Raw genomic sequence first — 25827 nt, forward strand, 5'->3', positions numbered from 1 at the left:
ACGGGACGGCAAGCCCTCGGTGACGCCCATCACCCAATGGGACAAAATGACATAAAAAGGACTTTCATCTATTTGTAGCCGTGAACGGGAAATCACCAGTCGCCCTCCAGCACTGTTGTACGTACCTACCGGTCGGTATCGTGACGTTTCCGGCCCCTCTGTCTCCGGGAGTATCAACGTATGACTGTCACCCATGACCAGGTCCAGGCCCAGCTCACCGGTCCCGGACAGCTTTTCGAGATGGACGACGCCCCCAGCCACGGCGGAACCGTCAAGACCTGGAAACACGCCCCCGGTGACTTTCGCGTGCTCCTTGAGACAAGCCGGTTCCACGGGGACAAGGTCTTCCTGACGTACGAAGAGGAGCACATCACCTACGAGGAGCACTTCCGGCGGGTGGCCACCCTGGCCCGGCGCCTGGTGGAGGAGTACGGCGTCGTCAAGGGCGACCGGGTGGCCATCGCCATGCGCAACTATCCGGAGTGGGTGATCTCGTTCTCCGCCGCTCTGGCGGCCGGGGCGATAGCCGTACCGCTCAACGCCTGGTGGACCACTCAGGAGCTGGAGTACGGGCTCTCGGACTCCGGGGCCAAGGTACTGATCGCCGACGGCGAGCGCGCGGCCAAGCTGCCCGGCCTGACGCAGGCCCTGATCGTGACCCGGGGCGAGGTGCCGGAAGGCGCCCGCTCGTTCGAGGACGTGCTAGGCGCGGTGGAGGCGAACGTCACCCTGCCGGCGGTCGAGCTCTCCCCCGAGGACCCGGCCACGATCTTCTACACCTCGGGCACGACGGGCCGCCCCAAGGGCGCGCTCGGCAGCCACCGCAACCTCGGCCAGTCCCCCATGACCGTCGCCTACAGCCTGATGCGCGCCGTGCTCCTGGCGGGCAGGGATCCGGCGGAGACGACCGGGCAGCGCCGCGTCACCCTGCTCACCGTGCCGCTCTTCCACGTCACCGGCTGCTTCTCGGTGATGACCACCACCATGTTCAGCGGCGGCACCGTCGTGCTGATGTACAAGTGGGACGCGGGACGGGCCCTGGAGCTGATCGAACGCGAGAAGGTCACGGGAATGACCGGCGTGCCCACCAACGTCTGGCAGCTCCTGTCCCACCCCGATCTGGCCAAGTTCGACGTCTCCAGCCTCGTCGGCCTCGGGTACGGCGGCGCCCCCGCCCCGCCGAAGCTCCTGGAGCGCATCACCACGCAACTGCCCAATCGCGCCCCCTCCAACGGGTACGGCATGACCGAGACCACCGCGCTCGCCATCGGCAACAGCGGCGCGGACTATCTCGCCAAGCCCGACAGCATCGGCCTGCCGGTGGCCGTGGTCGAAGTGAAGATCGCCGACCCGACCGGCGAGGAACTGCCCGCCGGCGAGATCGGCGAGCTCTGCATGCGCGGGCCGAACGTGATCCTCGGCTACTGGAACCGCCCCGACGCCACCGCCGAGACCTTCGTGGACGGCTGGCTGCACACCGGCGACCTCGCCAAGGTCGACGAGGAGGGGTTCGTGTTCATCGTGGACCGGGCCAAGGACATGGTCATCCGCGGCGGGGAGAACGTCTACTGCGCCGAGGTCGAGGCCGCGCTGTTCGAACACCCCGCGGTGGACGACGTCGCGGTGATCGGCATCCCCCACGACGAACTGGGCGAGGAGGTCGGCGCGGTGGTGCGGCTGACGTCACCGGTGTCCCCCGAGGAGCTGCAGGCGTTCCTGCGCGAGCGGATCGCGGCATTCAAGATCCCGGTCCGGTTCTGGGTGCGCGAGGCCGAGCTTCCCCGCAACCCCGGCGGCAAGATCCTCAAGACCCACCTCCGCAGGGAGGTCCTGGGCTCCTGACGCCCGCCCGGCGGTGACCTGCCGGAAAATCAGTTGATTCGAGGCAGGTCACCGCCGACACTGGCTGTTCGTGCCAGAAAATCCTGATCGATCGATCAGAAGCCTGCTCCGTCGCCTGAAGATGGACTTCAGCCCCCTGCGCGATTCCCGTGACTTCCGGCTGCTCTTCGGCTCCGGGGTGGTCACGATGTTCGGCACCTTCCTGACGCTGGTCGCCGTCCCGCTGCAGATGAAGGAGCTCACCGGCTCCTACCTGGCGGTCGGCCTGGTCAGCGCGGCGGAGTTCGTGCCGATGGTGCTGTGCGGGCTCTGGGGCGGGGCGATCGCGGACGCGCTGGACCGGCGCAAGATCATCCTCTATACCGAGATCGGACTCTGCCTCACGGTCCTGATCCTGATGATCAACGCGATGCTGCCCGATCCCCAGGTCTGGGTGCTGTACGTGGTCGGCGCGCTCTCGGCGGGCCTGGGCAGCCTGCAGCGGCCCAGCCTGGAGTCGCTGATGCCGCGCGTGGTGAGGCACGACCAGCTCACCGCGGCCGCCGCACTGAGCAGTTTCCGCTGGAACCTCGGCGCCATCGTCGCCCCCGGCCTCAGCGGCCTGATCGCGACCTGGTTCGGCGTCGCCGCCGCGTACGGCATCAATGTGGCGACCTTCCTGATCTCCCTGGTCCTGCTCTGGATGGTGAAGGCCCCGCCCCGCTCCGAGGACGCTCCCCCCGCGTCGATCCGCGCACTGGTCGACGGGGTCCGCTACGCCACGGGCCGTCCTGACCTGATGGGCACCTACCTGGTGGACATCGCCGCGATGGTCTTCGCGTTCTCCACCGCGCTGTATCCGTTCCTCGCCGACGAGCTGGGCGTCCCGGAGGCGCTGGGCCTGTTCTACTCCGCCTCCGCCGTCGGCTCGCTGATCGCGTCGGTCACCTCCGGCTGGACCAACCACGTTCACCGGCACGGCCTCGGCGTGATCATCTCGGCGATCGTGTGGGGTGCCGCGGTGGCACTGGCGTCCGTCATGCCGAACGTCTGGGGCATCTTCGCCTGCCTGGCCCTGGCCGGGGCCGCGGACATGGTCAGCGGGGTCTTCCGGGCGACCGTCTGGAACCAGACCATCCCCGACGAGTTCCGCGGACGCCTGGCGGGCATCGAGCTGCTCTCCTACACCAGCGGCCCGATGATCGGCAATGCCAGGGCGGGGCTGATGGCCGATCTCGGCGGGAGTCGCTTCTCCCTCGGCGTGGGCGGCCTGCTGTGCGTCGGCGCGGTGGTCGCCATGGCCGCGCTGCTGCCGAAGTTCAGGAACTATGACGCCCGCACCGACGAGCACGCCATCGCGGAACGCACCCGTCGCGAGGAGCTCGCCCAGGCCTGACGGAGGCACCGGGAAAGTATCCTCACCGAACGGAGCCCTGTTGCTACTGTGAGGGCATGAAGGTCGACGTACGGAGCCCCGAGATGACGGAGTCCTCGCTGCCCGACTGGGCGTTCCCTCCGCCCGGGGGATTCACCACGGAAGACCTCGATCGCATTCCGCAGTTACCCGCACACACAGAGTTGATCGACGGAAGCCTGGTCTTCGTGAGTCCTCAGGCTTCTTTCCACATGCTCGCGGTAGAGCTTCTGATGATCGCCTTGCGCCGGGCCGTACCCGCCGACCTTCGCGCGCGCCGGGAGATGAGCGTCGTGCTGGGCAAGCGGCAGCGGCCTGAGCCGGATGTGTGCGTCATCCACGCCTCCGCCGAGCACAGCCCGGAGCAGACCGCCTACCGGGCGGAAGACGTCGTGCTCGCGGTGGAGGTCGTCTCACCCGACTCCGAGAGCCGCGACCGTGACCGCAAGCCGGCGCTGTACGCCCAGGCGGGCATCAAGCACTTCTGGCTGGTCGAGAACCAGTCGGGCAGACCCGCGGTCTACGTCTACGAGCTCGATCCCCTCGCCCGCTCCTACGTTCTCACCGGGATCCACCACGACCGGCTCAAGCTCTCGGCCCCCTTCGACCTCGACGTCGACCTGACGGAGATCGACAGCCTCTGAGCCGTCATTCGGTCTCGCGCCAGCCGTCGTACTCCTCGGCGAGCGCGTCCAGGCGGGCCAGATCCTCCGCCGCGAGGGCGCCTGCGGGATCCTCGACCACGACGAGCCACTGGGCGTCCTCGGCGTCGTCCTCGCCCGCGAGCGTCTCCTTGACCACCGTGGGGGTGCCGAGCTCGGGAAACTCCTCCCCCACGGTCTCCGCGACCTCCTCGGCGTCGTCACGGCCGGCGAACACCAGCAGGTGCCTCATCGCCCCTCCTCCAGGTGAGATCTCCATCCACGCGGCGGCAGGTGAGCGGCCCCGCGTTCGAGAAAGGCCCCGGCGGCACGGCCGCCGGGGCCTTCTCCTGCGTGTCAGACGCCGCGGAGCTGGGCTCCGGTGCGCTCTCCGGCCAGGGCCACGGCCGCGTCGCGGGCCGCGGTGGTCTCCTCGACGGTGAGCGTGCGGTCGGAGGCCCTGAAGCGCAGGGAGTAGGCGAGGGACTTCTTGCCCTCACCCACCTGGGCGCCGGTGTAGACGTCGAACAGCCGGATGGACTCCAGGAGCTCGCCCGCCCCCTCGCGCAGCGCGGCCTCCACCGGGGCCACCGGGGTGTCCGCGTCGACGATGAGCGCGACGTCCTGGCTCGCGACCGGGTAGGCGGAGATCACGGGCGCCTGGACCGAGCCGACCGGCAGCGACTCCAGCCCGGTCAGTTCCAGCTCCATCGCGCAGGTGCGCGGAGGCAGGCCGTACGCCTCGATGACCCGGGGGTGCAGCTCACCGGCGTGGCCGATGAGCAGGTCCCCCACGTACAGCGCGGCGCAGCGCCCCGGGTGCCAGGGCTCGTGCCGGTCGGCGCGGACGTCGAGGGTGACCCCGGCCTCGCGGGCCACAGTACGGGCCGCCTCGACGGCGTCCGCCCAGTCGGCGGTACGGCCCTTGCCCCACCAGCCGGACGGGGAGAACTCTCCGGCCAGCACGATGCCGACGCGCAGGGGCTGGGCGGGCAGCGCGGCCTCGATGGAGGCGAGCTCCCGCTCGTCCGGCCTGCGTGCGACACCGAGCACCGGGGCGACCGCGGGGGCGTCCTTCGAGGGCCGGTAGACCAGGCCCATCTCGAACAGCGCCACGTCGCCCCGGCCCCGGCCCACGTTGCGGACCAGCGTCTTGAGCAGGCCCGGCAGCAGGGTGGTCCGCATCAGCGGATCGTCCTCGCTGAGCGGGTTGGCCAGCCGTACGGCCAGGCGGCGCGCGTCGTCGGCGGGCAGCTGCAGGTTGTCGAAGTCACGCTCCCCGTTGAACGGGTAGGCGAGGATCTCGACGTAGCCGGAGGCGGCCAGGGCCCGGCCGACCCGGCGGCGCAGCCGCTGACCCTCGCTGAGCCCGGCGCCCGCCGGGGCGGTCGGCAGGATCGAGGGCAGGTTCTCGTAGCCTTCGAGCCGGATGACCTCCTCGGCGAGGTCGTTCGGGTCGGTCAGGTCGGGCCGCCACGAGGGCGGGGTGACCTTCAGCATGTCCGCGCCGGTGACCGCGAGCTTCGCGGCGATCCCGCCGTCGAGGTCGGCCTGGCCGGTCGAGCCGTCCTCGGCCACACCGCTCTCGACCGTGCAGCCGACCTGCTCCAGGCGGCGGATCACGGTCTCGCGGTCATAGGTGGTCCCGGCGACCTTGCCGGGGTAGCCGCTCGGGATGAAGATGTGAGCCGGCTCGACCGGGGCCGCGGCGTGGGTCACGCCCGGCTGGATCGTGCCGCCGCCGAGCTCGGCCAGGAGCAGGGCCGCGCGCCAGGAGGCGTTCAGCGGGAGCTCCCGGTCCACGCCCCGCTCGAAGCGCTTGGACGCCTCGCTGACCAGGTTGTGGCGGCGGGACATGCGGGCGGTGCCGCTGGGGGAGAAGTGCGCGGCCTCGATCACGATGTCGGTGGTGCCATCGGAGATCTCGGTGTGCAGGCCGCCCATGGTCCCGGCCATCGAGATCGCACCCGACTGATCGGTGATCAGGATGTCTTCCGGGTTGAGCGTGCGCACGACGTGGTCGAGCGTCTCCAGCGTCTCGCCGGGCTCGGCCCTGCGCACGACGATCTCGCCGGCCAGCTTGGCGGCGTCGAAGGCGTGCAGGGGCTGGCCGAGCTCCAGCATGACGTAGTTGGTGACGTCCACGGCCAGTGAGACCGGGCGCATGCCGGCGCGGGCGAGCCGTGCCCGCATCCACAGCGGGCTCTCGGCCGACGGGTCGAACCCGCGGATCTCGCGCAGCACGAAGCGATCACACGCGGACGGGTCCGCGATCGAGGCCGGGTAGGACGGACCGGACCCGGCGGGCGGCGAGACGTCGGCCGGGTCGAGGAACGCCGAGTCGAAGGCGGTGGCGGCCTCGCGGGCCACTCCCCGGATGGAGAGGGCGTACCCGATGTCCGGGGTGATCTCCAGCTCGATCACGTCGTCGCGCAGGCCGAGCAGCTCGACCACGTCGGCGCCGATCGGGGTGCCCTCGGGCAGCACGAGGATGCCGGGCGAGGAGTCGGCCATGCCGAGCTCCGCCTCCGAGCAGATCATGCCGTCGGACAGGCGCCCGTAGGTCTTGCGCGAGGCGATCTCGAACCCGCCGGGCAGCACGGCGCCGGGCAGGGCGACCGGAACGCGGTCGCCGACCTCGAAGTTGACGGCGCCGCAGACGATCTCACGCGGCGTGGCCTCCCCCACCTCGACCCGGCAGTGACGGATCGGCTTCTTGAAGCCCTCCAGCGACTCGATCTCGAGCACCTCGCCGACGACCACGTTCTTGATGTCGTGACCGTAGGAGGTGACGCCCTCCAGCTTGAGGCCGGCGGCGGTGAGCTTCTCGGCGATCTCGTGAGCGGTGACGGCGGGGAGATCGACGTACTCCCGCAGCCAGGAAAGCGGGACCTTCATCAGACCTCCATTCCGAAGGGAAGCGTGAAACGAACGTCTCCCTCGACCATGTCGCGCATGTCCTCGGCATTGTGGCGGAACATCAGGGTGCGCTCGACGCCCATGCCGAAGGCGAAGCCGCTGTAACGGCCGGGGTCGACGCCGCAGGCGATGAGCACCCGCGGGTTGACCATGCCGCAGCCGCCCCACTCGATCCAGCCCTCCGACTTGCAGGTACGGCAGGGCGGGTTGCCGGGCACCGCGGAGGCGCCGCGGCAGACGAAGCACTTCAGGTCCATCTCGGCCGAGGGCTCGGTGAACGGGAAGTAGTTCGGCCGGAACCGGGTGGTGATGCCCTCACCGAACATGACCTCGGCGAAGCGGTCCAGGGTGCCCTTGAGGTGGGCCATGGTCAGGCCCTCGTCGATCGCCAGCCCCTCGATCTGGTGGAAGACGGGGGTGTGGGTGGCGTCGAGCTCGTCGGTGCGGAACACCTTCCCCGGAGAGATCACGTAGATCGGAAGCTCCCGGCTGAGCAGCGTCCGGATCTGCACCGGCGAGGTCTGGGTGCGCAGCACCTTGCCCGAGTCGACGGACTCCACGAAGAAGGTGTCGTGCTCGGAGCGCGCCGGGTGGTCGGGGGAGATGTTCAGCGCGTCGAAGTTGAACCACTCCCCTTCCAGCTCGGGCCCCTCGGCCACCCCGTAGCCCATCGCGACGAACGCGTCGGCGATGCGCTCCTGCAGCGTGGTCAGCGGGTGCCGGGCTCCGAGCGGGGCCCGGCCGGAGGGCAGCGTGACGTCGACGGTCTCCTCTACGAGGACCCGTTCGTCGCGCTCGGCCTCCAGCTCTGCCTGGCGCGTGCCGAGGGCTTCGGTGATGGCCTTGCGGGCACCGCCGATGCGCTTGCCCGCCTCGGCGCGGGCCGCCGGGGGCAACACACCGATCTCGCGGTTGGCCAGGGCGATCGGCGAGCGATCACCGGCGTGCGCGAGCCGTACCTGCTTGAGTTCGTCGAGGTCACCCGCCGCCTTGATGGCGTCGAGTGCGTCGGTGAGCATGCGCGCCATCTCATCGGCGTGCAGCGGGGTCACCTCAACGGGGTCGTAGTTAGACAAGAGAGAGCTCCGAATCCAGGGCTTGAGCGGCCATGAGTCTAGTCGGGAAAGCCCACCGGCCCGGCATTCACGTCAGGCGAAGTCAGGGGTGCCGGTGGGCACCATAAATCGAAACTCGGCCCCGCCCTCGGGCCCCCGCTGCACGGAGATGGTGCCGCCGTGGGCCTCGATCAGGCCTTTGACGATGAACAGGCCGAGGCCGGTACCGCCGCGGCGGCGGGCGTTGCCCCGCCAGAACTGCCGGAACACGCGCGTGACCAGCTCGGGCGGGATGCCCTCTCCCTGGTCGCGGACGGACACGGTCACTCCCCATTCGTTCGGCTCTACGACTATTGTCACCGTACCGCGCCCGTGACGCACCGCGTTTTCCATCAGGTTGGCCAGGACCTGGTCGATCTTGTCCTGGTCGAGCCAGGTCTCCGGCAGCTCTCCGCCCAGCTCCAGCCGGAAACGGTCGTCCGGCTCCCCCGCGGCCACCCGGCCCGCGATGATCTTACGGATCCTGGCCGGGATGTCGACCACCTGGCGGTGGATCTCCAGCCGCCCGGACTCGATCCGGGACACGTCGAGCAGCTCGGTGATCAGCCGGGTCACGCGATCGGCGTCGGCGTTGACCGTCTCCAGCATGACCAGTTTCTGGTCGTCGGTGAAGCGGGTCCACTTGGACAGCAGGGTCGCGGTGAACCCCTTGACGCTGGTCAGCGGGGAGCGGAGCTCGTGGGCGACGGTGGAGACCAGGTCGGCGCGGCTGCGCTCCAGACGGGCGCGGGCACCGGCGTCGCGCAGTGTGATCACCACCCGGACGATCTCGCCGCCCCGCTCGGGGCTGCGCACGAGACGCGCGGCCACGAGCATCTCCTGGCCGCCGGGCGTGCGCAGCGGCAGTTCCGGCTGGCGGGTGCGGGTGGGCAGCCCGCCGTAGGTGTCGAGCCACTTCCACCAGTCGCGCCCGTCGTGGTCGCGGAAGGAGAACACATCCCGCAGATGCCGGCCGACGGCCTGATCGTGGGTGACGCCCGTGAGACGGGCGGCGGCCCGGTTGACGATCAGCACGTGCCCGTCCCTGTCGGTCACGACAAGACCGTCGGGAAGATCGTTCACGTCGATCACAGACGCGGTTTCAGCGCTCCGCTCGTCGATGTGTTCGCCGTGCACGACCCCGCCTCCTCGACGCTACAGGGCCGACAATAGCGGGTTTCCCACGCCGCACGGCAGCCCCGGAGCGTAGGGCCTCACCCAGCGCCGGGACCGATGCGCTGAGATCGGGCAGATGCGTACAGACACACCGCGGCGGCGGTCGCGAGGTTCAGGCTCTCGGCCCGCCCGTAGATCGGCACCCGCACCACCTCGTCGGCCAGTCGCAGGATTTCCTCCGGAAGTCCCCACGCCTCATTGCCGAAGATCCACGCGGTCGGACCGGACAGGTCTACGTCGTCCAGGGTCTGCTTGCCCGCGCCGTCGGCGGCGAGCACCCGCAGCCCCGCGTCCTTCAGACTCTGTACGGCCTGCGTCACCGCGACCCCGGTGGTGACCGGGAGGTGGAACAGGCTGCCCGCGCTGGCCCGCACGCATTTGCCGTTGTAGGGGTCGACCGAGGCGTCGGTGAAGACCACCGCGTCGGCGCCCGCCGCGTCGGCCGTGCGCAGCACGGTGCCCGCGTTTCCGGGGTCACGGACGTGGGCGAGCACGGCCACCAGCCTGGCGTCGGCGGTGACGGCTCGCTCCAGCGGCACGTGCACGAAGCGGCACACGGCCAGCAGCCCCTGCGGGGTGACGGTCTGGGCGAGTTCGGTCATGACCTCGCCGCTGGCCCGGAAGAGGGGCACCCCGGCGAGGGTGGCGGCGGTGATGATCTCGGCGTGCCGCAGTTCGGCGTCGGCCGTGGCGAACAGCTCCGTGACGACACCGTCCAGCGCCAGCGCCTCGCGGACCGCCTGTGGCCCCTCTGCCAGGAAGGAACGGTCACGGTCCCTGAAGGCCCGTTTGGTCAGCCGCCGCACGGCCTTGACCCGCGGCGACTTGATGTTGGTCAGCTCAGACCCGGCCATGCCCGTCCCCCAAGAATGCGAATACGGCCCGCAGCGTGATCGCTGCGGGCCGCATGCTCGTTCAGTGCCTGGCTCAGCCGGCGACCGGCGCGTTCACGTCGGACGGGAGCGCCTTCTTGGCGGCCTCGACCAGAGTCGCGAACGTGGCGGCGTCGTTGACCGCGAGGTCAGCGAGGATCTTGCGGTCGACCTCGATGGAGGCGAGGCGCAGACCCTGGATGAGCCGGTTGTACGTGATGCCGTTCTGGCGGGCAGCGGCGTTGATGCGCTGGATCCAGAGACGGCGGAAGGTGCCCTTGCGGTCCTTGCGGTCGCGGTAGGCGTAGGTCATCGAGTGGAGCATCTGCTCCTTGGCCTTGCGGTACAGCCTGGAGCGCTGGCCCCGGTAGCCCTTCGCCCGCTCGAGAACGACCTTGCGCTTCTTCTTGGCGTTGATCGCCCGCTTGACGCGTGCCATGTGAATCTATCTCCCCGGGGGCCGGTTACTTAGCGAGCAGCTTCTTGATCTTCTTGGAGTCGGCATCGGAGAGCACGACATCAGACTTGAGACGGCGCATGAACTTCGACGACTTGTGCTCGGCGTAGTGCGCACGGTTGGCACGACGGCGAACGAGCTTGCCGGAGCCGGTCACCCGGAACCGCTTCTTCGCACCGCTGTGCGTCTTCATCTTCGGCATCTCAGCCGTCTCTCCCTCTATCGTGCCCGTGTCCGGGGCCGGTGACCCAGGTCAAGGGCATGCCTGACTGCGAGACCGGACCCGGTCTCGGCTTGATCTCGCGACTACCTGACGCTTCAGGTTATGCGAGTCACTCCTGCGGAGTGGCTACAGCTTCACTGACCGACGCCTCGTCGGCCGCCGGCGCCTGGTCCTCCGAAGGACCGTCGTCGTGCCGTGCCTTGGCCGCCGCCTTCTCGGCCTTGGCCTCGGCCTTCTTCTTGTGCGGGCCGATCACCATGATCATGTTTCGGCCGTCCTGCTTGGGCTGAGACTCGACGAAGCCAAGCTCGGTGACATCCTCCGCCAGGCGCTGCAGGAGCCGGAATCCCAGCTCGGGCCGGGACTGCTCCCGCCCGCGGAACATGATCGTAACCTTGACCTTGTCGCCGGCCTTGAGGAACCGCACCACGTGACCCTTCTTGGTCTCGTAGTCGTGCGGGTCGATCTTCGGCCGGAGCTTGATCTCCTTGATGATCGTGTACGCCTGGTTGCGGCGCGCCTCGCGTGCCTTCATCGCGGACTCGTACTTGAACTTGCCGTAGTCCATGAGCTTGCACACTGGCGGGCGAGCCGTGGCTGCGACCTCAACGAGGTCGAGGTCTGATTCCTGAGCCAGCTTCAAAGCATCGCCGATGGAGACGATGCCCACCTGTTCACCGTTCGGGCCGACGAGGCGGACCTCGGGCACGCGAATACGGTCATTGATGCGGGGCTCGGCGCTGATGGGGCCTCCTAGGTTTGCGATCCGCGGCCGTCCCTCTGAACGACTGCCACATGCTCGATCGTGCCGGGAGGTCGCAGAACTCACGCCGTTTTCAGGTCGTAGAACGCGAAATGCCCCGCACGTCGCGCATGCGGGGCCACACGAACTCACAAGCTTTTGACGCCGTAAGCTCTCCGGAGTTACCCGGTGTGATCCTGAACCTGCCGGCCTTGCGGCTGACCAGGTGGGAGGACGACCTCCGCTTGCGCGTCCAGCAGGAACGCCGGACCGATCGATTGGTTACTCTACCACAACAGCACGCTCACCCAGAATCATCCCTCCGGGCCTCCGCACGCCCTCAGGCCGTCACGGCGGCCCGTCTGACGATCTCGGTCTTCCCGGCGGCGCGCATCGCCTCCACCGGGGCCCCGGGCAGGCCGGTCATCAGCTCGACCTGCCGGACGGCCTGGTGCAGGAGCATCGGAAACCCGCCGATGACGATGCCCCCGCCCTCCGCCACGGCGGCCGCCAGGCGGGTGGGCCAGGGCGCGTAGACGACGTCGAAGAGCGCGGGCACACCCGCCAGCAGGCCGGCGAAACCGTCGGCGGCCCCGGAGGGCAGGGTCGAGACGACCAGATCCACCTCGAGCACGGTGGCGAGCTTGTCGAAGGTCTGCAGCGTCAGGGTCACACCCAGCCTCTCGGCCACCTCGGCGGTCTCCCCTGCCCTGTCCCGGTCGCGGACCACCAGGGTGACCTCCCCGAGCCCCAGCTCGCGCAGGGCGGCCAGCGCGGAGGCCGCGGTCGCCCCGCCGCCGAGGATCGTGGCCGCCCTGGGCGGGGCCACCCCCGCCTCGGCGAGCGCCTGGACGATGCCGTGGACATCGGTGTTGTCACCGTGCCGGGCGCCGTCCGAGAAGATCACGGTGTTGGCCCCGCCCACCTCGACCGCGAGCTCCGAGACCGTGTCGAGCAGCGGCAGGACGGCCCGCTTGAGCGGCATGGTCAGCGACAGGCCCGCCCACTCGGCGCCCAGCCCGCCGATCAGGCCGGGCAGTCCGGCCTCGTCGCACTCGATCGCCTCATAGTGCCAGTCGTGCAGGCCGAGGCCCTCGTAGGCGGCGCGGTGCAGGTGCGGGGAGAGCGAGTGGGCGATCGGCGAGCCCAGGACCGCCGCTCTCATCCGCCGGCCGCCTTGTTCCGCTCGTACTCCGCCTTGAGCTGGAGGAACTCGGCCTCCGTCGTGGCGAACTTGGTGATGCGCCGCTTGGTGTCGGTGGTCACGAAGAAGAACCAGCTGCCCTTGGTGGGGTTGAGCGCCGCCTGGATGGCGTCGTCACCCGGGTTGGCGATCGGCCCGGGAGGCAGGCCCAGGTATTTGTAGGTGTTGTAGGGCGAGGTGCTCTCCAGGTCCGCGTTCGAGGCCTCGACGCCGTACTTGTTCAGCCCGTACATGAGCGTGCTGTCCATCTCGAGCTTGCGCGGCGGGGTGCTGTCGAGCCGGTTGTAGATGACCCGGGCCACCTTGCCCATGTCGCTCTTGTTGCCGGACTCGGCCTGGACGATGCTGGCGATCGTCATGATCTCGTGCGAGGTGTGACCGAGCGCCTTGGCCTTCTCCTGGAGGTCGTCCTTGTTCGCGGTCTGGTTGAACCGGTCGACCATCGCGGTCAGGATCTCGGCGGGCCCCATCTTGGGCGTGATCTCGTAGGTGGCCGGGAAGGCGTAGCCCTCCAGCTTGCCCTTCGCGTAGGGCGGCAGGCCGAGACCCTTGCCGCTCTTGGCGACCTGCTGGAACTCCTTGAGCGGCTTGCCGGTCTGCTTGGCGAGCTGCGCCAGGGTGTCGGACAGGCGCAGGCCCTCCTTGAGGGTGACGTTCTCCCGCACCCGCTTGTCCGGGTCGAGCAGTTTGACCGCCTCGGCGGCGGACATCTGCTTGCGCATGGTGTATTCGCCCGGCTGCAGGGAGGAGCTCTTACCCGCGCTCGCGACGGCGTTGGCGAAAGCCTTGGCGCTCTTCACCACGCCCTGGTCCTGCAGGGTCTGGGCGACGTCGGTGGCGCTCTGACCGTCCTTGATCTCCACCTGTACCTGACCGCTGCCCAGGCCGGTGTAGTCGTCAGGGGTGATCGCGTCGCGGAGCCACATGTAGCCGAAGTAGCCACCGGCGCCGAGACCGCCCACGAGAACGATGATCGCCAGCATCGGCGCCAGGAAGCCGCCCCGGTTGTGGCGGCGCCGCCTGCGGCGCCCTCGCCGTCCGCCGGATTCACGACCTGAGGATGCACGAGACCTACGCCGTGGCCGACCGTCGTCGTCGTCGGCGCCGACCAGGAAGTCCATATCGAGATCGTTCATAGATACGCCGGCCAATCTCCCGGTTGGGGCGGCCTGGCGTCAAGCGGGTGTGCCAAACCGCGGGGGGAAACCAGACTGAGGGTCCCGACCCGCCGGGCACCTTCCCATACCTTGTCGGTGCAGGTCGCCGCGTGCGGCGGAACGGGGGAGGTTCCGCCGGACATCAACGTCTCCCGAGGTATATGTTCAGCTCTTCCCGGTATCTCACAAACTCACTCTCTGTGTCAGTGAATTTCGTGATTCTATGCGCCAGATCGGTGATAACACACCACAACAAATCACCTTGGTCTGGCCGGAAGGACCCTGCCCATGCTTTATCCCCGTGGTTCACGGGGATAAAGCATGCGCCGGGCCTGAGACGGGTGTCGCACGGCGCCCTCATCACGCTGTCCTCCTCCGGACACCCCGCGCCTGCGCGCGCAAGCACCGCGGGGCCGGGCTGGAGCGATGTCCGGGCCTTGATCCGGTCGTAGATCATTCTAGCGATCTTCGGACGGTCCGGATCCCGCCCGCCGGCGACCGCGTCGGCCGCACACGGCTCACCGAGCGGCCCCACCGCTCGGCTCTCCTCCGGGCCTCTCGCCGGCCGCTCCCTCCCCGGGCGGGTCGATGGACCTCCCCGGGGGCCTGCCGGTGGCACGCTCGGCGTCCAGCGCCGCCTGGAGCAGCACGATGGCCGCCGCCTGATCCACCACACCACGCTGATTCTTGGCCTTGACCCCGCTGGCCCGCAGGCCCTGCTGGGCGGTGACCGTGGTCAGCCGCTCGTCGAACAGCCGCACCGGCAGGGGCGCCAGCCGTAGTGAGATCCGGGTCGCGAAGTCGCGGGCGGCCTCGGCCGCCCGCCCCTCACGGCCGGAGAGCGAGGTCGGCAGCCCGACCACGATCTCGACGACCTCGTACTCGGCCGCGATCTCCGCGAGCCGGTCCAGATCGCCCTTGCCGCGCCGGACGGTCTCCACCGGCGTGGCAAGCATTCCCGAGGGATCGCTACGAGCCACGCCGATGCGGACCGAACCGACATCGACACCCAACCGAACGCCGTCTCTCATCATCCCTGTCCTCACCCTCCCGGCCGGATCCGGCTTGAGGGTGTCATCTCTCGTCAGGCGAGGGTCTGGCTGATCGCCTGCTCGACCGCGACGAGCGCGTCGCCGATCGCCTCGGCCCGCACCCCGCCGCCCTGAGCGACGTCATCCTTGCCGCCACCGCCGCCGCCGAGTGCCTTGGCGGCGACGCCGACGAGGCGACCCGCCTTCAGCCCCCGCGTGCGTCCCGCCTCGTTGACCGCGGCGACGACGACCGGCCGGTCTCCGGGGACACCGGCGATCACGACGACCGCGGCGCGGTCGCCGGGGAACCGGCCACGCACATCCAGGGCGAGTTTACGCAGATCATCCGGAGAGGTTCCATCCGGCGCGCGGTGCGTCACAACGGAGACTCCCCGCAGATCACGGGCACTTTCGGCCATTTCACCCGCGCCCGCGAGCACCTGGGCGGAGCGCAGCGTGGAGAGCTCCTTCTCCGCGGTGCGAAGCCGGGTGACGATGCCCTCGATCCGCTCCGGCAGCTCCTCCCGCCGGGCCTTGAGCTGCTCGGAGAGCTGGGAGACGAGCACGCTCTCCCTGGCGAGGAAGCGGAAGGCGTCCAGGCCGACCAGGGCCTCCACCCGGCGCACCCCGGCGCCGATAGAGGCCTCTCCCAGCACCTTGACCAGGCCGAGCTGCCCGGAGCTGGCGACGTGGGTGCCACCGCACAGCTCACGGGAGTACTCGCCGACCTCGACGATGCGGACCGTCTCGCCGTACTTCTCGCCGAACAGGGCCAGCGCGCCCATCGCCCGGGCCTCGGCCTGGGAGGTGTGGAAGGCGTTGACCCTGAGGTCGTTGATCAGGACGGCGTTGACCTCGTCCTCGACCTCGCGCAGCAGGCTGGGCGCCACGGCGCCCGAGGCGGTGAAGTCGAAGCGGAAACGACCGGGCGAGTTCTCCGAACCGGCCTGGGCCGCCGTCTCGCCCAGCGCGTTGCGGAACCCGCGATGCACCAGGTGCGTGGCGGTGTGGCTGCGGGAGATGGCCCGGCGGCGCTCGACGTCGATCTCGGCCTGGGCCTGGTCGCCCACCAGGATCTCGCCGCTGCGGACCTTGCCCCGGTGCACGACGACTCCGGCGACCGGGGACTGCACGTCCACGATCTCCACCTCGGCCCCGCCCGTCCGGATGACACCCTGGTCGGCGAGCTGCCCGCCGCCCTCGGCGTAGAACGGGGTTCGGGCGAGCACGACCTCGACCGCCGTACCGGCCCCGGCCGCGGGGACCGAGATCCCGTCGACGAGGAGGCCGACGATCTCGGACTCGGCGCTCACCTGGTCGTAGCCGAGGAACTCGACCTTGCCGGTCTTCTCCAGGAGCTCGCCGAACACCGAGATGTCGGCGTTGCCGGTCTTCTTGGAGGCGGCGTCGGCCTTCGCCCGGTCGCGCTGCTCCTTCATCAACCGGCGGAAGCCCTCTTCGTCGACCTTGAGCCCCTGCTCGAAGGCCATCTCCAGGGTCAGGTCGATGGGGAAGCCGTAGGTGTCGTGGAGCTGGAAGGCCTGGTCGGCGGCGAGCGTGCCCCGTCCCTTGCGCTTGGTCTCCTCCGCCGCCACGTCGAAGATCGCGGTGCCGGTGCGGAGGGTGCCCAGGAACGAGGCCTCCTCGGCGTCGATGACACCGTGGATCTGCGGGGCGTCGGCCTTGAGCTCGGCGTACTGCTCGCCCATCACCTCGATGGTCACCGCCGTGAGCTCGTGCATGTAGCGCTCCTCGCCCGCGCCGAGCAGGCGCAGGTTGCGGATGGCGCGGCGCAGGATCCGGCGGAGCACGTAGCCCCGGCCCTCGTTGGAGGGCAGCACGCCGTCGGCGACGAGCATGACGCCGGTCCTGACGTGGTCGGCGATGATCCGCAGCGAGACGTCGGCGCGCTCGTCGCGGCCGTAACGCGTCTTGGTGAGCTCGGCGGCCCGATCGAGGATCTTGTAGGTGGTATCGATCTCGTAGATGTTGTCGACGCCCTGCAGGATCGCCGCCATGCGCTCCAGGCCCATGCCGGTGTCGACGCTCTTGGCGGGCAGTTCGCCCGAGACGTCGAAGTCCACCTTGTTGCGGACCGCGCCGAGCTGGAACTGCATGAAGACGTTGTTCCACACCTCGAGGTAGCGGTTCTCGTCGGCGATGGGGCCGCCGTCGCGTCCGTACTCGGGACCGCGGTCGTAGTAGATCTCGCTGCACGGCCCGCCCGGACCCGGCACGCCCATGTGCCAGTAGTTGTCCTCCAGGCCACGGCGCTGAATCCGCTCGACGGGGATGCCGACCCTGTCGTGCCAGATGGTGAAGGCCTCGTCGTCGTCGAGGTAGACGGTGACCCAGAGCTTGTCCTCGGGGAAGCCGAAGCCGCCCTCGGACTCGGGCTTGGTCAGCAGCTCCCAGGCGAGCGGGATCGCGTCTTCCTTGAAGTAGTCCCCGAAGGAGAAGTTGCCGAGCATCTGGAAGAAGCTCGCGTGCCTGGTCGTCTTGCCGACCTCGTCGATGTCGAGGGTACGGACGACCTTCTGCGCGCTGGTGGCCCGCTTGAAGGGCGGCTTCTGCTGGCCCAGGAAGTAGGGCTTGAAGGGCACCATGCCCGCGTTGACCAGAAGCAGCGTCGGATCCTCGGCGATGAGGCTGGCCGAGGGCACGACGGTGTGCCCACGCTCCTCAAAGAAGCGCAGGAAGCGGCGGGCGATCTCTGCCGACTCCATGTCAGCGGCCATCCTTTACGTTGTAGTGATAAGTGTTTTCCACAGTGTCGAGCCCGAACCTGGACCGCAACTCGGTTTCTCTCCTGGCCGCGCCCTCCAGGGCGTCCCCGGTGAAGTCCCTCACCTGCTCCAGGGCTCCGGTGGCGTTGTTCACAGCCCGACGCGCCAGGTGGTTCGGGTGCAGTGACTGAAGCTTACGCATGACCCACACCGCGCCGAACGCGCCCAGGGCCATGTAGAACAGCCGTCTGATCATCGCCGCCGCCTCTCGACTGCCCGGGGGCTCGGCCTGCCGCGCCGGTGGGCGCCCAGGGCCTGCCGGATGCCGTGGCCGAGTGCCGCCACCTTGATCAGCGGCCCGGTGACCAGGCTCTGGGTGACGTTGCTGACCTTGGCCACGTGCCCGCTCACCTGCTTGACGTCCAGGGCGATGGCTTCTACGGCGACCAGCTGGCGGTTGGTCTGGCTGACGGTCACCGCGGCGTCCTCCAGCAGCGGCACCACGCGGTCGCTCAGCTCGGAGACCATCTTGGTGGTCTCGGTGAGCAACCGGGCCAGCTTGACCATGACCACGGCCATGAAGCAGACCAGGATCGCCCAGGCCATGGCGACGATCAGTCCGGCGACCTCTCCTGCGGTAAGCATGCGCCGATCTCCTTAGTTCACCCGGCTGGAATGGGCAGAACCCTATCGCGTCCGGCCTCACTCCCTCCGGCATGCCGTGTCACGGCGTGCGAACCGTGCGCGGGCCGCCCCCGGACGCGTCCGCCCAGAGCCGCGCGGACCACGTGGTCCCGGGGAGCGGAGAGCACGGGAACCCGCCACGTGGACCGGCGCCGGAGGCATGACGGGCCGCGACCGCGGAACTCAGGGCCGCGGCGCCGTGGCCGCCCTCGCCCGCACGTGGACCGGCGCCCGAGGCATGACGGGCCGCGATCGCGGGACCCGGGCGCGGGCGCCGTGGCCCGCCCCTCGCCCGGGTGGCTACTGGCCGCGCAGGAAGGAGCGGATTTTGGACCAGCGGTCGGCGAAGCCCGCTTCGGCGCCGTGCCGGGTGGGCTGGTAGTAGCGGCGGTCCCTCAGCTCCTCCGGGGCGTAGTCCTGGCGGACCAGCCCGTGCTCGAAGTCGTGGGGGTATTTGTAGCCCTTGCCGTGCCCCAGCGTCTTGGCTCCCGCGTAGTGGGCGTCGCGGAGGTGGTTCGGGACGTGGCCGATGTTGCCCCGCCGCACGTCCTCAGAGGCCGCTCCGATGGCGTTGATCACCGCGTTGGACTTGGGGGCCAGCGCGCAGTGGATGACCGCCTGAGCGAGGTTGAGCCGTCCCTCGGGCAGGCCGATGAACTCCACCGCCTGAGCCGCGGCCACCGCGATCTGCAGGCAGGTGGGATCGGCCATGCCGACGTCCTCCGAGGCGAAGATGACGATCCTGCGGGCGATGAACCGCGGGTCCTCCCCCGCCTCGATCATCCGGGCGAGGTAGTGCAGCGCGGCGTCGGCGTCGGAACCGCGCATGCTCTTGATGAAGCCGCTGATCACGTCGTAGTGCTGGTCGCCCTGGCGGTCGTACCTGACCGCGGCCTTGTCCACCGCGCGCTCCACCACCTCGACGGTGATCTCGTCGTCGGTGATCAGCGCGGCGGCCTCCAGGTAGGTGAGCGACCTGCGGGCGTCTCCCCCGGCCAGGCGCACCAGGTGCTCGGCGGCCTCGGGTGCCAGCCGTACCTTCCCGTCCAGGCCGCGGGGGTCGGCGACGGCTCGCTCCAGCACCACCCGGATGTCGTCCTCGGACAACGACTCCAGGGTCAGCAGCAGCGAGCGCGACAGCAGCGGTGAGATGACGGAGAAGAAGGGGTTCTCCGTGGTCGCGCCGATGAAGGTGACCCAGCGGTTCTCCACCGCGGGCAGCAGGGCGTCCTGCTGGGCCTTGTTGAAGCGGTGCACCTCGTCCACGAACAGCACGGTCTGGCGCCCGGACATGCCGAGCTCGCGCCGGGCCTGCTCGATGGCGGCGCGGACGTCCTTGACGCCCGCCGACACCGCGGAGACCTCGACGAAGCGGCGCTTGGTGACGCCCGCGACCACGTAGGCGAGGGTGGTCTTCCCGGTCCCCGGCGGACCCCACAGGAACAACGACATCGGGGCCTCGGCCTCGACCAGTCTGCGAAGCGGCGTGCCGGGGCCCAGGAGGTGCCGCTGCCCGATCACCTCGTCCAGGCCCCGGGGGCGCATCCGCACCGCTAAGGGCTCATGGCCGCGATGGGCCTCTTCCGCCGCCGCATCGAACAGGCTGTCCACGGTCAGACATTACCGTCAGGAGACACGCCTCAGCTCCCCCAGGCGGCGGTGGCCCCGCTGTGTCCGGCGCGCACCACGTAGTAGAGCGCCACGACGGCCACGACCACGGTCAGGCCCGAGACGGCCAGCCGCACCGGGCGGCCGAACCGGTCACCTCGCGAGACGTGGACGAGTCCCAGCGAGACCAGGCCGAGGGCCAGCGTGGCGAGCAGCAGGGGGATGGAGAAGCTCTCGTGCTCGGCGATGCGCAGGGCGGCCTCGCCGCCGACGGAGGAGAAGCGGCTGCTCGCCAGCAGCGCCTCGCCGCTCAGCCTGGCCGCGAAGACCGACAGCGGGACGACCGGCGCGAGCCCCACCAGCGCCCAGGTGGTCACGCCGCGCACGCGCGGTGCCAGGGCGTACACGATGGCGAGCACCGCGAGGAGCGGCGTCAGGATCACGGGAACATGAATGATCAAGGGATGGAGAGGCAGACCGAGGATCTCATCAAACACGCATTTCTCCGATCGGACGAAGACCGAACCTGGCAAGAACGGATCACATCATGAGTGAGTTATGGGCGGTGTGAAGCACCACATGCACCCCTTCACTCGCACCTGGTGGATTTCGTCACTTACGTCCAACACACGCTGAGGCCGGTACGCTTTCGGCCAGTCAGTAGTCATGCAACAGTAATCCTGGAGGACATAGCGGTGAGCGGCGAGGACCGCCAGAGCCAGCTGGCTCGGGAGCACAAGGAGCGGCAGGCGCGGCGTGCCGAACAGGAGCGTCCCAAGACGAAGCGGAACGCTCTCATCGGAGTGGTCGTCGCAGCGGTCGTCGTCGTGGGAGGTTTGGTCGCCGCGACGACACTGATGGGGGGAACCGGCCAGGCCAAGCCCGACGCCGCCTCTCCGGCCCCTTCGAGCAGCACCCTCGAAGACCTGTCCCCCACCACGGCCCCCAGCCCTCCGGTCGACCTGTCCAAGGTGACCTGTTCGTACCGGAAGGACACCAGCGGCAGCCCGGCCAAGAAGGTGGGCATGCCGCCGCGCAAGCCCAACACGAAGCTGAAGACCATGACGATCACCACCAACCACGGTGCCATCGTGATCGACCTGTTGACCGCGCAGTCTCCGTGCGCCGTCAACTCCCTGGCCTTCCTGGCCAGGAAGAACTTCTACGACAACACCAAGTGCCACCGCCTGGCCACCCCGGAGAACTCCGGTCTGGGCCTGCTGCAGTGCGGCGACCCGCAGGCCAAGGCCGACGGCAAGAACCCCACCGACGGCCAGGGCAGCCCGGGTTACGTCTTCGACGACGAGCTCTCCGCCGGCATCCAGTACGTCCCGGGGGTCGTGGCCATGGCGAACGGCGGCCCCAACTCCAACGGCAGCCAGTTCTGGATCTCGCTCTCGGAGGAGACCACCCAGCTTGAGCCGGTTTACACCCCCGTCGGGACCGTCGCCAAGGGCATGGACATCCTCGACAAGATCTTCAAGGGCGGGTGGATCACCAATCCCGCGGACATCACCGGTGACGGCGGCTCCACCGCCCCCAAGATCCCGGTGATCATCAAGGACGTGCGGCTCTCCTAGCAGGACGCGAAAGCACGATGCCCCGGCGGTCGTCTGACCGCCGGGGCATCGTGCTTTCGCGGACGACCCCGGCTCCTGTGATCCCCCTCACAATCGGGCGACAACCGCGTTCGCGGGGCCAAACTTGAACCGAAAGGCGCGTCATCCATCTCACCGGGGGTTCGTCGATGTCCGAGAAGCTACCGATCGAGTTCGTGTTCAATCCGGAGTTCGGCAGGGATCCCTACGCCGCCTACGCCACGCTCCGGGACAAGGGACCGGTTCACGCGATCGACTTCCCGCCCGGGATGGACGCGTTCCTGATCATCGGTCACGAGCACGGCCGGCCGGCGCTCGGCGATCCCCGGCTGGCCAAGGACATGCGCCACGGACCCGCCCTGTTCCGCGAGTTCGTCGCGACCGGCAACCCGGTGCTGGCCCACAACATGCTCAACAGCGACCCACCGGACCACACCCGGCTACGCCGCCTGGTCTCCAAGGCGTTCACCCCCCGGCGGGTCGAGAGCCTGCGTCCGCGGATCCAGGAGATCACCGACGGTCTCATCGACGCGATGACCGCCAAGGGGCACGCCGACCTGCTCGACGACTTCGCCTTCCCGCTGCCGATCATCGTGATCTGCGAGCTGCTGGGCATTCCCTCCGAGGATCGCGACGACTTCCGCGACTGGTCGGCCGCCCTGGTCAACCCGACGGTCGACGAGGAGCAGCTCCGGCACCGCGCCGAGATGGGTGCCGCCACCCGCGCCTACTTCACGCGGCTCATCGCCGAGCGCCGGGCCGAACCCCGCGACGACATGGTCAGCGCGCTGGTCGCCGCCAGCGACGACGAAGAGCTGCTCAGCGAGCAGGAGCTGCTGTCCACGCTCATCCTGCTGCTCATCGCCGGGCACGAGACCACGGTCAACCTGATCGGCAACGGCATGCTGGCGCTGCTGACCCATCCCGACCAGCTCCAGTTGCTGCAAGACAAGCCCGAGCTGCTGCCCTCGGCGATCGAGGAGTTCCTGCGCTACGACGGCCCGGTGGAGCGGGCCACCTTCCGGTTCGCCGCCGAGGACCTGGAGATCGCGGGCGTCCACATCCCCCAGGGCAGCATCGTCCACATCTCCCTCGGCGCGGTCGACCACGATCCGGAGGCGTTCGACGCCCCCGAGACCCTGGACATCACCCGCACCGACAACCGGCACGTGGCCTTCGGGCACGGCATCCACTTCTGCCTGGGCGCGCCCCTGGCCCGGCTGGAGGCGCAGATCGCCTTCGGGACGCTCCTGCGCCGCCTGCCCGGCATCGAGCTCTCCTGCGCGCCGTCCGAGGTCGCCTGGCGCCAGACCGGCTCGATCGTCCGCGGGCTGCGGGCACTGCCGGTCAGCTTCTGACACCGGACGCGGAAAGGCCCCCGGAGCATCGTCCGGGGGCCTTTCCGCGTCCGCGAGCGGGGTCCCCGCCCTGGGCCTGAGACCCTCACCCCGTCCGGGGGTTAGACCTCCGCCTTGGGCTTGGCGTCCACGCCGGCCTCCTTGCGCTGCGCACCCGTGATCGGAGTGGGCGCACCGGTCAGCGGGTCGAAGCCGGAGGCCGTCTTCGGGAAGGCGATGACGTCGCGGATCGAGTCGCCGCCCACGAGGAGCATGCAGATCCGGTCCCAGCCGTAGGCGATGCCTCCGTGCGGCGGCGGGCCGTACTTGAAGGCCTCCAGCAGGAAGCCGAACTTGTTCTCCGCCTCCTCCTTGGAGATGCCGAGCACGTCGAAGACACGCTGCTGCATCTCGGCCCGGTGGATACGGATCGAACCGCCGCCGATCTCCATGCCGTTGCAGACCATGTCGTAGGCGTAGGCCAGGGCCTCACCGGGGTGGTCCTGGAAGGTGTCGGCCCACTCGGGCTTGGGCCCGGTGAAGGGGTGGTGGACCGCGGTCCAGCCGCCCTCGCCGTCCTCCTCGAACATGGGGGCGTCGACGATCCAGAGGAAGTTCCAGGCGGACTCGTCGATCAGACCGCAGCGGCGGCCGATCTCCAGGCGGGCCGCGCCGAGCAGGTCGCGGGAGGCGGAGGCCGTACCGGCCGCGAAGAAGATCGCGTCACCCGGTCCGGCGCCCACCTTGGCGGCCAGGCCGGACGACTCGGTCTCCGACAGGTTCTTGGCGACCGGGCCGCCGAGCGTGCCGTCCTCGCCCACGAGCACGTAGGCCAGGCCCCTGGCGCCGCGTGACTTGGCCCAGTCTTGCCAGCCGTCCAGCTCCTTGCGGCTCTGGGAGGCACCGCCCGGCATGACCACGGCGCCCACGTACGGCGCCTGGAACACCCGGAAGGTGGTGCCGGCGAAGAACTCGGTCATCTCGACGAGCTCCTGGCCGAAGCGCAGGTCCGGCTTGTCGGAGCCGTAGCGGGACATGGCGTCCCAGTAGGTCATCCGGGGCAGCGGCGTCGGCAGCTCGTAGCCGATCGTCTCCTTCCAGATGCGGCCGATCAGGGCCTCGCCCAGCGCGATGACGTCGTCCTGGTCCACGAAGGACATCTCAACGTCGATCTGGGTGAACTCCGGCTGCCGGTCGGCGCGCAGGTCCTCGTCGCGGTAGCACTTGGCGAGCTGGTAGTAGCGCTCCAGCCCGGCGACCTGGAGCAGTTGCTTGAACAGCTGCGGCGACTGCGGCAGGGCGTACCAGCTGCCCGGCTGGAGCCGGACCGGGACCAGGAAGTCGCGGGCCCCCTCCGGGGTGGAGCGGGTCAGCGTCGGGGTCTCGACGTAGGTGAACCCGTGCTCGTCCATCACCTGGTGGGCCAGGTAGGTGGCCTTGGAGCGGATCCGCATGGCCTGCGCGACCTGCGGGCGGCGGATGTCGAGGTAGCGGTACTTGAGCCGTGCCTCCTCGGACACGCCCGCGCCGCCCTCGATGGGGAACGGCAGCGGCGCGGACTCGCTGAGCACCTCGACCTGGGAGGCGACGACCTCGATGGCGCCCGTCGGCAACTCGGGGTTCGCGTTGCCCTCGGGGCGGACCCGCACCTCTCCGACGACCTTCACGCAGTATTCGGCCCGCAGGCCGTGTGCGTCGTCCTCTTCGCGGAAGACCACCTGGGAGGAGCCGGAGGCGTCACGCAGGTCGATGAAGACCACACCGCCGTGGTCGCGGCGGCGCGCCACCCAACCGGCCAGCGTCACCTGCTGCCCGGCGTGCTCCTCGCGCAGTGATCCCGCTTCGTGCGTGCGGATCATTTGTTCAGTCTCTCCTTCAAAGTCGTGACGATCTCAGCGAGCCGTACGGTGATCTGATCACCGCTGACCAGGTCTTTCACCTGCGCGGACTCGACGGCGAGGTCTCGCTCGCCGAGAATCACGGCATAGCCCGCCCCCGAGCGGTCGGCGCCCTTCATGGCGCCCTTGAGGCCCTTGACGCCGAACGACATGTCGGCGTCCAGACCTGCCCGGCGCAGCTCGGTGATGAGCAGGAACATCCGGCGGCGCGCCTCCTCACCCAGCGGCACACCGTACACCTGGACACGCGACTGCCCGGCCTCGCCTCCGAACAGGCCCTCGGCCTCCATGGCCAGGAGCGTCCGGTCGACGCCGAGCGCCCAGCCCACGCTGGGCAGGGCGGGACCGCCGAGCATCTCGCTCAGCCCGTCGTAACGGCCGCCGCCGCCCACCGCCGACTGCGAGCCCAGCCCGTCGTGGACGAACTCGAACGTGGTGCGCGTGTAGTAGTCGAGGCCGCGGACCAGCCGGGGGTCGTCGGCGTAGTCCACGCCGGAGGCGCTCAGCAGCGAGCGGACCTCCTCGTGGTAGATCTTGCACGCCTCGCACAGGTGGTCGGTCACCAGCGGCGCGCCGGCCAGCTGGGCCTGCACCTCGGGGCGCTTGTCGTCGAGCACGCGCAACGGATTGATCTCAATCCGCTGGCGGGTGGCCTCGTCGAGGTCGAGCCCGCGCAGGAAGTCCTGGAGCGCGGCCCGGTAGACGGGACGGCACTCCCTGCAGCCCAGCGTGTTGATCAGCAGCCGGACCCCGGTGAGGCCCAGCCCGGCGTAGCCGTCGGCGGCCAGGATGATCAGCTCGGCGTCCAGGGCGGGGTCCTCGGCCCCCAGCGCCTCGGCGCCGACCTGCCAGAAGTGGCGGTAGCGGCCTCTCTGGGCGCGTTCGTAGCGGAACTGGCTGCCCGAGTACCAGAGCTTCACGGGAAGCTGGCCGTTGTGCAGGCCGTGCTGGAGGACGGCCCGCACGACCGACGCGGTGCCCTCGGGGCGCAGCGTGAGGGAGCGCCCGCCCTTGTCCTCGAAGGTGTACATCTCCTTGGAGACGATGTCGGTCGACTCGCCGACACCGCGCACGAACAGCGCGGTGTCCTCGAAGACCGGCGTCTCGATGTAGCCGTAACCGGCGCGGCGGGCCGGAGCGGTCAGCGCCTCGCGCACGGCGAGCGCCCGCTCGGACTGCGGCGGAAGCCAATCAAAGGTGCCCTTGGGCGCCTGCAGAGTCATCT

23 protein-coding genes are annotated in these 25827 nt (G+C 69.5%); 5 read left to right on the forward strand and 18 right to left on the reverse strand.

The features are described from left to right. Window positions 1-180 precede the first annotated feature (180 nt). The 3 genes from J2853_RS19210 (at window position 181) to J2853_RS19220 (ending at window position 3879) form a co-directional block, all read left to right on the forward strand. Entirely contained in the window at window positions 181-1842 is a 1662-nt protein-coding gene (locus J2853_RS19210; RefSeq protein ID WP_307559830.1) for a class I adenylate-forming enzyme family protein, read from the forward strand. Between the two features lie 70 nt (window positions 1843-1912). Beyond that, the gene (locus J2853_RS19215; RefSeq protein ID WP_307559832.1) at window positions 1913-3217 is read left to right on the forward strand and encodes an MFS transporter; all 1305 of its coding nucleotides are present in this window, start codon (window positions 1913-1915) and stop codon (window positions 3215-3217) included. An 83-nt stretch (window positions 3218-3300) separates the two neighbouring features. Continuing rightward, window positions 3301-3879 (forward strand): Uma2 family endonuclease, encoded by a 579-nt coding sequence (locus J2853_RS19220; RefSeq protein ID WP_370879532.1) that lies wholly within the window; start codon window positions 3301-3303, stop codon window positions 3877-3879. 4 nt (window positions 3880-3883) lie between these two features. Here the strand turns inward: J2853_RS19220 and J2853_RS19225 are convergent, their stop codons facing one another. The 16 genes from J2853_RS19225 to J2853_RS19300 all read right to left on the reverse strand — a co-directional run bounded on the left by J2853_RS19225 (window position 3884) and on the right by J2853_RS19300 (window position 20266). Next, a complete protein-coding gene (locus J2853_RS19225; RefSeq protein WP_307559835.1) occupies window positions 3884-4129 on the reverse strand; it encodes a hypothetical protein in 246 nt (81 codons plus the stop codon). Window positions 4130-4233: 104 nt separating this feature from the next. Continuing rightward, the gene (locus J2853_RS19230) at window positions 4234-6774 is read right to left on the reverse strand and encodes a phenylalanine--tRNA ligase subunit beta (RefSeq protein ID WP_307559837.1); all 2541 of its coding nucleotides are present in this window, start codon (window positions 6772-6774) and stop codon (window positions 4234-4236) included. Beyond that, a complete protein-coding gene (gene pheS, locus J2853_RS19235; protein WP_307568734.1) occupies window positions 6774-7823 on the reverse strand; it encodes a phenylalanine--tRNA ligase subunit alpha in 1050 nt (349 codons plus the stop codon). The genes J2853_RS19230 and pheS overlap by 1 nt, the downstream gene beginning before the upstream one ends. Window positions 7824-7943: 120 nt before the next feature. Continuing rightward, window positions 7944-9026, reverse strand: a complete 1083-nt coding sequence (locus J2853_RS19240) for a sensor histidine kinase (protein ID WP_307559839.1) — start codon at window positions 9024-9026, stop codon at window positions 7944-7946. Window positions 9027-9103: 77 nt separating this feature from the next. Further along, entirely contained in the window at window positions 9104-9919 is an 816-nt protein-coding gene (locus tag J2853_RS19245) for a TrmH family RNA methyltransferase (protein ID WP_307559841.1), read from the reverse strand. 73 nt (window positions 9920-9992) lie between these two features. Beyond that, a complete protein-coding gene (rplT, locus tag J2853_RS19250) occupies window positions 9993-10376 on the reverse strand; it encodes a 50S ribosomal protein L20 (RefSeq protein ID WP_307559843.1) in 384 nt (127 codons plus the stop codon). A gap of 25 nt (window positions 10377-10401) precedes the next feature. Beyond that, complete coding sequence (rpmI, locus tag J2853_RS19255; RefSeq protein ID WP_089210686.1) at window positions 10402-10596, reverse strand: 50S ribosomal protein L35; 195 nt, start codon at window positions 10594-10596, stop codon at window positions 10402-10404. Between the two features lie 130 nt (window positions 10597-10726). After that, window positions 10727-11326, reverse strand: coding sequence for a translation initiation factor IF-3 (gene infC / locus J2853_RS19260; RefSeq protein ID WP_442480515.1), 600 nt, complete (start codon window positions 11324-11326; stop codon window positions 10727-10729). Window positions 11327-11699: 373 nt separating this feature from the next. Continuing rightward, the gene (locus J2853_RS19265) at window positions 11700-12524 is read right to left on the reverse strand and encodes a shikimate dehydrogenase (RefSeq protein ID WP_307559846.1); all 825 of its coding nucleotides are present in this window, start codon (window positions 12522-12524) and stop codon (window positions 11700-11702) included. Further along, window positions 12521-13546 carry an endolytic transglycosylase MltG gene (mltG, locus tag J2853_RS19270; RefSeq protein WP_307559848.1) on the reverse strand — a complete coding sequence of 342 codons (1026 nt, stop codon included), beginning with the start codon at window positions 13544-13546 and terminating at the stop codon, window positions 12521-12523. The genes J2853_RS19265 and mltG overlap by 4 nt, the downstream gene beginning before the upstream one ends. Before the next feature lie 692 nt (window positions 13547-14238). Then, window positions 14239-14751, reverse strand: a complete 513-nt coding sequence (ruvX, locus tag J2853_RS19275) for a Holliday junction resolvase RuvX (RefSeq protein ID WP_307559850.1) — start codon at window positions 14749-14751, stop codon at window positions 14239-14241. Window positions 14752-14804: 53 nt separating this feature from the next. Beyond that, complete coding sequence (alaS, locus tag J2853_RS19280; protein ID WP_307559852.1) at window positions 14805-17477, reverse strand: alanine--tRNA ligase; 2673 nt, start codon at window positions 17475-17477, stop codon at window positions 14805-14807. A gap of 1 nt (window position 17478) precedes the next feature. Continuing rightward, window positions 17479-17733, reverse strand: a complete 255-nt coding sequence (locus tag J2853_RS19285) for a hypothetical protein (RefSeq protein WP_307559854.1) — start codon at window positions 17731-17733, stop codon at window positions 17479-17481. Then, window positions 17730-18122: a DUF948 domain-containing protein gene (locus J2853_RS19290; protein ID WP_307559856.1), complete on the reverse strand. Its 393-nt coding sequence runs from the start codon at window positions 18120-18122 to the stop codon at window positions 17730-17732. Before J2853_RS19290 ends, J2853_RS19285 begins: the two co-directional genes overlap by 4 nt. Window positions 18123-18461: 339 nt before the next feature. Beyond that, the gene (locus tag J2853_RS19295; RefSeq protein WP_307559858.1) at window positions 18462-19772 is read right to left on the reverse strand and encodes a replication-associated recombination protein A; all 1311 of its coding nucleotides are present in this window, start codon (window positions 19770-19772) and stop codon (window positions 18462-18464) included. Window positions 19773-19801: 29 nt separating this feature from the next. Next, window positions 19802-20266: a DUF2231 domain-containing protein gene (locus J2853_RS19300; RefSeq protein WP_307559860.1), complete on the reverse strand. Its 465-nt coding sequence runs from the start codon at window positions 20264-20266 to the stop codon at window positions 19802-19804. A gap of 198 nt (window positions 20267-20464) precedes the next feature. Here J2853_RS19300 and J2853_RS19305 point away from each other — a divergent pair, with 198 nt between their 5' ends. Together J2853_RS19305 and J2853_RS19310 are read left to right on the forward strand one after the other, a co-directional pair. Then, a complete protein-coding gene (locus tag J2853_RS19305; protein WP_307559861.1) occupies window positions 20465-21349 on the forward strand; it encodes a peptidylprolyl isomerase in 885 nt (294 codons plus the stop codon). Between the two features lie 167 nt (window positions 21350-21516). Then, entirely contained in the window at window positions 21517-22725 is a 1209-nt protein-coding gene (locus J2853_RS19310; protein ID WP_307559863.1) for a cytochrome P450 family protein, read from the forward strand. A gap of 101 nt (window positions 22726-22826) precedes the next feature. Here the strand turns inward: J2853_RS19310 and aspS are convergent, their stop codons facing one another. Together aspS and hisS are read right to left on the reverse strand one after the other, a co-directional pair. Next, window positions 22827-24563: an aspartate--tRNA ligase gene (gene aspS, locus J2853_RS19315; RefSeq protein WP_307559865.1), complete on the reverse strand. Its 1737-nt coding sequence runs from the start codon at window positions 24561-24563 to the stop codon at window positions 22827-22829. Beyond that, window positions 24560-25825 carry a histidine--tRNA ligase gene (gene hisS, locus J2853_RS19320; protein ID WP_307559867.1) on the reverse strand — a complete coding sequence of 422 codons (1266 nt, stop codon included), beginning with the start codon at window positions 25823-25825 and terminating at the stop codon, window positions 24560-24562. The genes aspS and hisS overlap by 4 nt, the downstream gene beginning before the upstream one ends. Window positions 25826-25827: the final 2 nt, after the last annotated feature.

It is taken from the genome of Streptosporangium lutulentum (assembly GCF_030811455.1).
Lineage (GTDB): Bacteria > Actinomycetota > Actinomycetes > Streptosporangiales > Streptosporangiaceae > Streptosporangium > Streptosporangium lutulentum.

Excerpts from the sequence above, each read along its gene's own strand:
- J2853_RS19210 (WP_307559830.1), top strand. The coding sequence starts at position 181 with ATGACTGTCACCCATGACCAGGTCCAGGCCCAGCTCACCGGTCCCGGA.
- J2853_RS19220 (WP_370879532.1), top strand. The coding sequence starts at position 3,301 with ATGACGGAGTCCTCGCTGCCCGACTGGGCGTTCCCTCCGCCCGGGGGA.
- J2853_RS19225 (WP_307559835.1), bottom strand. The coding sequence starts at position 4,129 with ATGAGGCACCTGCTGGTGTTCGCCGGCCGTGACGACGCCGAGGAGGTC.
- J2853_RS19230 (WP_307559837.1), bottom strand. The coding sequence starts at position 6,774 with ATGAAGGTCCCGCTTTCCTGGCTGCGGGAGTACGTCGATCTCCCCGCC.
- pheS (WP_307568734.1), bottom strand. The coding sequence starts at position 7,823 with ATGGCGCGCATGCTCACCGACGCACTCGACGCCATCAAGGCGGCGGGT.
- J2853_RS19245 (WP_307559841.1), bottom strand. The coding sequence starts at position 9,919 with ATGGCCGGGTCTGAGCTGACCAACATCAAGTCGCCGCGGGTCAAGGCC.
- rplT (WP_307559843.1), bottom strand. The coding sequence starts at position 10,376 with ATGGCACGCGTCAAGCGGGCGATCAACGCCAAGAAGAAGCGCAAGGTC.
- rpmI (WP_089210686.1), bottom strand. The coding sequence starts at position 10,596 with ATGCCGAAGATGAAGACGCACAGCGGTGCGAAGAAGCGGTTCCGGGTG.
- J2853_RS19265 (WP_307559846.1), bottom strand. The coding sequence starts at position 12,524 with ATGAGAGCGGCGGTCCTGGGCTCGCCGATCGCCCACTCGCTCTCCCCG.
- mltG (WP_307559848.1), bottom strand. The coding sequence starts at position 13,546 with ATGCTGGCGATCATCGTTCTCGTGGGCGGTCTCGGCGCCGGTGGCTAC.
- ruvX (WP_307559850.1), bottom strand. The coding sequence starts at position 14,751 with ATGAGAGACGGCGTTCGGTTGGGTGTCGATGTCGGTTCGGTCCGCATC.
- alaS (WP_307559852.1), bottom strand. The coding sequence starts at position 17,477 with ATGGAGTCGGCAGAGATCGCCCGCCGCTTCCTGCGCTTCTTTGAGGAG.
- J2853_RS19285 (WP_307559854.1), bottom strand. The coding sequence starts at position 17,733 with ATGATCAGACGGCTGTTCTACATGGCCCTGGGCGCGTTCGGCGCGGTG.
- J2853_RS19290 (WP_307559856.1), bottom strand. The coding sequence starts at position 18,122 with ATGCTTACCGCAGGAGAGGTCGCCGGACTGATCGTCGCCATGGCCTGG.
- J2853_RS19310 (WP_307559863.1), top strand. The coding sequence starts at position 21,517 with ATGTCCGAGAAGCTACCGATCGAGTTCGTGTTCAATCCGGAGTTCGGC.
- aspS (WP_307559865.1), bottom strand. The coding sequence starts at position 24,563 with ATGATCCGCACGCACGAAGCGGGATCACTGCGCGAGGAGCACGCCGGG.
- hisS (WP_307559867.1), bottom strand. The coding sequence starts at position 25,825 with ATGACTCTGCAGGCGCCCAAGGGCACCTTTGATTGGCTTCCGCCGCAG.